Source organism: Parvibaculum sp., from assembly GCF_049651025.1.
Lineage (GTDB): Bacteria > Pseudomonadota > Alphaproteobacteria > Parvibaculales > Parvibaculaceae > Parvibaculum.
Window position 1 is genome coordinate 1 of sequence record NZ_JBASBH010000094.1, and the last position, 6,354, is coordinate 6,354.

Here is a 6,354-nt window from a genome sequence, read left to right on the forward strand (position 1 = left end):
GTGATGCGCAATCGTCTTTCAACGCTTGCGGCAAAAAACAAGCGGCGCATCGAGAATGTGCTGGAGGCGCTGGCGACCCGCATCGGCTTCCGCGTTGCGCCGGGATTTGGCGAGCGCGTTATTTTCCGCGAGATGTTTCCATCCGGATTGACGCTGCTCGATTTGCGCGCCGAGGGCGTCGACACGCAGATGTCGATGTCGCATGTCGCCGCGCGCGCCGAGGTGCGTGGTTTGCTGGATGAATTGAATTTGCCGCTCGCCGAGATTCTGGCCGCGCGTCGTCTTGCTGAAGTAGCGGTCGAGCCGGTAGCGGTCGAACAGGCGGTTGGCGTCAGCTAGCCGTCAGCCGCGCGCTTTTTCCTTCGCGCCGGGCGCCTGAGGCATCGCCCAGTTGGCAGGCGGGATCGCGATGCAGGAAATGCTTTCGCGAGCGAGCCGACCGCAGGCACTGCGGGCCTGCTTCTCGCCATCGAAGCCACCAAAGCGCGAACGGTACAGCGTGCGATTGTCCGCCGTCTTGATCGGGATCGTCACCGGGACGGCTTTGCCAAGCTCGGTCGGCGCGGCCTTGATCGCGTTGCGAATGCGATCCACGGCATCGGCCTGATCCGCATAAGCGCCAATCTGAATGACCCATGACCCTTCGGGAATAAGCGGATCACCGGCTTGCCAGCCGTGCTGGGGAACCATGCGCTGAGAGTCGTTGACGGCGGTGCGCAGGCCAACGGCTTGCGTCGCTTGCGGGCCTTCGTTTGCCTGAGCGGGCGTGACGATCAGATTGCCCATCTCGCGGCCAACGCGGCGCACGGGGCCTTCAGCCTTGTTGTATGCAGCCAGCGCATAGGCCGTCGCATTGTCGAGCGGTGCGGACGGGCGGCGCGTGGAGGCTGTGTTTGCATTCGCTGCAACGGCCGCAGCTGTCGGACGTGCCGGCGGGATTACACCGAGGATGCCGGGCGCTGTCTTGACTGCCGCAACGGGTTCGGCGGAAGCAACGCGAACGGGTGCCGCGACTGCAATTGCGGCGGGAACGGCGAGCGATGCGACGGCGACAGGCTTTGCCGCTGCCACTTTGGCAGGCGCGGCAGGTGCGCTGACCTTTGCCACAGGCGCGGTGGGCGTTGCCGTCAGGCTCGCGACCTGTTCGGTGCCTGTGTAGGATTCTTCATCGGGATCAGGCTCGTCGATCGCAGCCATCGAGGCGAGGCTTTTGCGATCTTCATTTGAAATGCTGGCGAGCTTGGCCGCGGGGCGCGGCGTGGCTGCCGCCATGCGGGTGCCTGTGTCGCGCATCGCCATGGCTTTAGGCATTGCCCGGTCGAGGATTTCGACCATTTGCAAGTCGCGCGAGCGCGCCGTCTTGCCACCGAGGACGACGCCGATCAGCGATTTGTTATCGCGCCAGACCGAAGTCGTCAGATTGAAACCGGAAGCGGCGGTGTAGCCCGTCTTCAGACCGTTCACGCCCTCATATTTGCCGAGAAGGTGGTTGTGATTTTTGATCACGCGGCCATCCCAGGCGAAAGTCGCGGTCGAGAAGTAGCGATAATATTGCGGGAAATCGAGTTGCATGCGCTTGGCAAGCGTTGCCTGATCGCGCGCTGTCGTGAGCTGCGCCTTGTTGGGCAGGCCAGAGGCATTCATGTAGCGCGTGCGGCTCATGCCAAGGGCGTTCGCCTTGGATGTCATCAGCACGGCAAAATTCTTTTCAGTCCCGCCAAGATATTCAGCGACCGTTACGGCAACGTCATTGGCGGATTTGGTCACCAGAGCAAGGATCGCGTCCTCGACGCGGATCGTCTCTCCGGCCTTCACGCCGAGGCGCGAGGGCGCCTGCGCGGCGGCATGTGCCGAAACCGGCAAACGCGTGTTCAGCGTGACCTTGCCCTGCTCAAGCTTCTCGAACAGAAGATAGAGCGTCATCACTTTGGTCAGCGATGCGGGGAAGCACTGGGTGTCGGCATTGTTTGAGTACAATACGCGACCCGAATAGGCGTCCATGACCAGCGATGCGGATTTGGGTGTGAAACCTTCGCTTTTCTTGCGGGGCTTGGCGTCGGCCGACGTCACCGTCATGCAGAATGCGAGAGCGACGAGGCAGGCAATGAGCGCGCCCGGCTTCCCGTTTCTGCTCGATTTCAGCTTGCGTGCGGAAAAGTCAAACGCAGACGCAAACATACCCCAGTCCCCTTCATCAAGCCGGGCCTGCCGCCCGGAAACAGTTACGCAACGTAACTCCCCGCGGAAACTGTAGACCCATAGGTTCGGTTTGTGAATCCCCCATGAGCATAAAACTATGAAAAAGCTTCAGGATTCCCGAGAGTTGCGCCGATTGTGCCAGCTTATATTAACGCTGTTACAACTTTCCTAATTAATCGCCGGGTCGGGGAGGGCCTCCAAATCCGGGGCATTCTTGGACGGCACAAAGTTTTGCATACGGTAAGATGGCTGAGTCGGGTCTCACCTGTCCGGGGCGCTGGATGCTCGCAAGCGCGGCGCGAAGCTCGTCGCTTTGGCGTTATTGCTGAAAACCCGCACGGCTCGGGAGTTTATGACCGCAGTCGGGGCTTTGAATTTCGCGGGATTAACCTATGTAATAGGGCCTTGGGAGTTTGTTCCCGACAGGTATGGGTGCGGCGGCGCATCCGGATTCAAGAAAGCCGGCTTGCCGGGATTGGAGATGGGCCGGTTGAGTGATTTCGCAGGATCAGAGCATGTCTGATGACGACAGGCGGCGGGGGGACGACGACGGCATCAACACCGGCGTCGTCACGAAGACCAAGCCGAAGACCAAAAAGCCCTCGCTCTACAAGGTCTTGTTGCTGAACGACGATTATACGCCGATGGAATTCGTCGTGCTTGTGCTTGAGCAGTTCTTCAATAAGGGCAGGGAGGATGCAACCCGGATCATGCTTCACGTTCACCAGCACGGCGTCGGCCTTTGCGGCCTCTACACCTATGAGGTGGCGGAGACCAAGGTTTCGCAGGTGATGGATTTTGCAAGGCAGCATCAACATCCGCTGCAATGCACGATGGAGAGAGAGTAACGTAGTCGTCGCACGTTCGAGTCACTAGCTGGCGCGCAGCGGAAGGAAAGGTCTTAAGTGCCGACATTTTCACGCAGTCTGGAGGATGGTTTACATCGGGCATTGGCGTTGGCCAATGATCGAAACCACGAATATGCAACGCTTGAGCATCTGCTGCTCGCGCTGCTGGACGATCAGGATGCGGCTGCGGTGATGAAAGCCTGCAACGTCGATACTGGCGTTTTGAAGCAGCAACTGACCAATTACATCGACAATGAGCTTTCGAGCCTGGTCGTTGATGACGGCGAGGATTCAAAGCCTACAGCGGGTTTCCAGCGCGTCATTCAGCGCGCGGTCATTCATGTCCAGTCGTCGGGCCGCGAAGAAGTGACGGGCGCAAACGTGCTCGTCGCGATGTTTGCGGAACGCGAAAGCCATGCCGCCTATTTCCTGCAGGAGCAGGATATGACGCGTTATGACGCCGTGAACTATATCAGTCATGGCATAGCCAAGCGCGGCGAGCTGAACGAAACGCGGCCTGTGCGTGGCGCAAGCGACGACGAGCAGACGTCGCGTGAAAAGCCGCGCGGCAAGGAGCGCTCGACCGAGGCGCTCGATGCCTATTGCGTGAACCTCAACGAGAAGGCAAAGGCGGGCAAGATCGACCCGCTGATCGGGCGCGAGAAGGAAGTCGAGCGCACGATCCAGATTCTCTGCCGTCGTTCCAAAAACAATCCGCTCTTTGTGGGCGATCCTGGTGTCGGCAAGACCGCCATTGCGGAGGGACTTGCGCGCCGCATCGTCAAGGGCGAAGTGCCAGAAGTGTTGCTCGATGCGACGATCTTCTCGCTCGACATGGGCACCTTGCTTGCCGGTACGCGCTATCGCGGCGACTTTGAAGAACGCATCAAGGCGGTCATCAAGGAGCTTGAGGCCTATCCCGGTGCGATCATGTTCATCGACGAGATCCACACGGTGATCGGTGCTGGCGCGACTTCGGGCGGGGCCATGGATGCCTCGAACCTGCTGAAGCCCGCGCTTGCCAGCGGCACGCTGCGTTGCATCGGTTCTACGACGTATAAGGAATATCGCCAGCACTTTGAGAAGGATCGTGCGCTGGTGCGCCGTTTCCAGAAGATCGACGTTGCCGAGCCGACAGTTCCGGACTCGATCAAGATCCTGAAAGGGCTCAAGCCTTACTACGAAGAGTTCCACAAGGTTCGCTACACCAATGATGCGATCAAGTCGGCGGTCGAGCTGTCGTCGAAGTACATGCATGATCGCAAATTGCCGGACAAGGCCATCGACGTCATCGACGAGGCAGGCGCATCGCAGATGCTGTTGCCGGAATCGCGGCGCAAGAAGACCATCGGCGTTCTCGAAATCGAGAGCGTCGTTGCGACCATGGCGCGCATTCCGCCTAAGTCTGTTTCGAAGACCGACACGGAGAAGCTCAAGGATCTCGATGTCGAGCTGAAGCGTGTCGTCTTCGGTCAGGACAACGCCATTGAAGCTTTGGCCGCGTCGATCAAGCTTGCGCGTGCGGGCTTGCGCGAACCGGAGAAGCCGATCGGCTCCTACCTGTTCTCAGGCCCGACCGGCGTCGGCAAAACCGAAGTCGCGCGTCAGCTTGCGTCGATCCTCGGCGTTGAGATTCTTCGTTTCGACATGTCTGAATATATGGAGCGGCACACGGTTTCGCGCCTCATCGGCGCACCGCCCGGCTATGTCGGCTTCGATCAGGGCGGCCTTCTCACCGATGGCGTCGATCAGCATCCGCATTGCGTGCTGCTGCTCGATGAGATCGAGAAGGCGCATCCGGACCTTTTCAACATTTTGTTGCAGGTCATGGATCACGGGAAGCTCACCGACCATAACGGCAAGAAGATCGATTTCCGCAATGTCGTTCTCATCATGACGACGAATGCGGGCGCATCGGAATCGCAGAAGAATGCGATCGGCTTCGGGCGGGCGAAGCGCGAAGGCGAAGATGAGGATGCAATCAAAAAGCTCTTCACGCCGGAGTTTCGCAATCGTCTCGACGCGATCATTCCTTTCTCGTCGCTTCCTGCCGACGTCATCGCGCTTGTCGTCGAGAAGTTCGTGTTGCAGTTGGATGCACAGCTTGCCGACCGCAATGTCACGATCGAGCTTACGCCCGAGGCGAATAACTGGCTCGCGACGCGTGGCTATGACGAGCAGATGGGTGCGCGGCCGCTGGCTCGCGTCATTCAGGAATCGATCAAGAAGCCGCTTGCCGACGAGGTGCTCTTCGGTCGGTTGACCAAGGGCGGCCATGTTCGCGTCAAGGTCGGTGAAGCGGATCAGCTTGTCTTCGATATTGAAGCGGCTCCGCCTCGCAGCCCCGTACCGCCAAAGAAGCGCGGGAGCACTGATGGCGATAGCGGGACCACCCCCAAGGTGCCGTTATTGGTCGAATAAGGCCGGGCTGATCGAATGACGGCGCATGAAAAAAGCATCGAAGCGGCCATGAAGTGTCTCGACGACTTCATGGCCGCTTTCAATGCGCGCGATCTGGCCGCCTGGGAGAAGACATTCAATTTTCCGAGCCTGCGGCTTGCGTCCCACCAGATGGCCATAATCGACAAGCCCGGTTGGCATAAGCCGACCATGTTTACGGCGTCGCTTGGCGATGGCTGGCATCACTCCGGCTGGGACAGGCGCGACGTGATCCATGCCGGTGTGGACAAAGTGCATTTTGACACGTGTTTCACGCGTTACCGGGCAGACGGAAGTGTGATTGGGCGTTATGATTCAATCTATGTCGTGACGAATGAAAACGGCCATTGGGGCGTAAAGCTGCGATCGAGTTTCGCGCCGTAATTCGCTGGCTAAAACAAGAAACCAATATGGGAGAAGAAAAATGATCGGTTATGTGACCCTCGGCAGCAATGACAGAAAGCGTGCGGCGACATTTTATGACGCGCTGCTCGGCGAGCTCGGCGCAAAGCGCGCCATGGAAGATGGCGACCGCTTCATCGGTTGGTCCAATGGACAAGGCGGCATGCTCGCCGTGATCAAGCCGTTTGACGGCAATGCGGCAACGGTCGGCAACGGCAACATGGTGTCGCTCGCCGTTGGTTCGCGCGAAAATGTCGACAAGCTGCATGCGAAAGCATTGTCGCTCGGCGGCAAGGACGAAGGCGCCCCCGGACTTCGCGGCGGCAATTTTTACGGCGCCTATTTCCGTGACCTCGACGGCAACAAGCTCTGCGCCTTCCACATGGGCTAATGATTTTTGTGCTGATGAAAAGGGCGCGGCCTTCGGACCGCGCCCTTTTTTATTTCAAATGGTGCGGATCAGGCG

At 59.2% G+C, this 6,354-nt stretch carries 6 protein-coding genes; 5 read left to right on the top strand and 1 reads right to left on the bottom strand.

Features of this window, described 5'->3' with window-relative positions; genetic code table 11:
* The coding region (locus WA943_RS12275) for a division plane positioning ATPase MipZ (protein WP_424470170.1) at positions 1 to 339 on the top strand (339 nt) is incomplete at its 5' end.
* A gap of 3 nt (positions 340 to 342) precedes the next feature.
* On the opposite strand, the gene WA943_RS12280 is transcribed toward WA943_RS12275, so the two are convergent.
* The gene (locus WA943_RS12280) at positions 343 to 2,178 is read right to left on the bottom strand and encodes a D-alanyl-D-alanine carboxypeptidase (protein WP_424470171.1); all 1,836 of its coding nucleotides are present in this window, start codon (positions 2,176 to 2,178) and stop codon (positions 343 to 345) included.
* 536 nt (positions 2,179 to 2,714) lie between these two features.
* Here WA943_RS12280 and clpS point away from each other — a divergent pair.
* The 4 genes from clpS to WA943_RS12300 are packed head-to-tail and all read left to right on the top strand — an operon-like array spanning position 2,715 to position 6,279.
* Entirely contained in the window at positions 2,715 to 3,047 is a 333-nt protein-coding gene (gene clpS / locus WA943_RS12285) for an ATP-dependent Clp protease adapter ClpS (RefSeq protein ID WP_424470172.1), read from the top strand.
* 57 nt (positions 3,048 to 3,104) lie between these two features.
* Positions 3,105 to 5,468, top strand: coding sequence for an ATP-dependent Clp protease ATP-binding subunit ClpA (gene clpA / locus WA943_RS12290; protein ID WP_424470173.1), 2,364 nt, complete (start codon positions 3,105 to 3,107; stop codon positions 5,466 to 5,468).
* Positions 5,469 to 5,483: 15 nt separating this feature from the next.
* Complete coding sequence (locus WA943_RS12295) at positions 5,484 to 5,870, top strand: hypothetical protein (protein WP_424470174.1); 387 nt, start codon at positions 5,484 to 5,486, stop codon at positions 5,868 to 5,870.
* Between the two features lie 40 nt (positions 5,871 to 5,910).
* Complete coding sequence (locus tag WA943_RS12300; protein WP_424470175.1) at positions 5,911 to 6,279, top strand: VOC family protein; 369 nt, start codon at positions 5,911 to 5,913, stop codon at positions 6,277 to 6,279.
* Positions 6,280 to 6,354 lie beyond the last annotated feature (75 nt).

Bases quoted from the DNA above. Each gene is read 5' to 3' on its own strand.
- clpS (WP_424470172.1), top strand. From the start codon at position 2,715: ATGTCTGATGACGACAGGCGGCGGGGGGACGACGACGGCATCAACACC.
- WA943_RS12300 (WP_424470175.1), top strand. From the start codon at position 5,911: ATGATCGGTTATGTGACCCTCGGCAGCAATGACAGAAAGCGTGCGGCG.
- WA943_RS12280 (WP_424470171.1), bottom strand. From the start codon at position 2,178: ATGTTTGCGTCTGCGTTTGACTTTTCCGCACGCAAGCTGAAATCGAGC.
- WA943_RS12295 (WP_424470174.1), top strand. From the start codon at position 5,484: ATGACGGCGCATGAAAAAAGCATCGAAGCGGCCATGAAGTGTCTCGAC.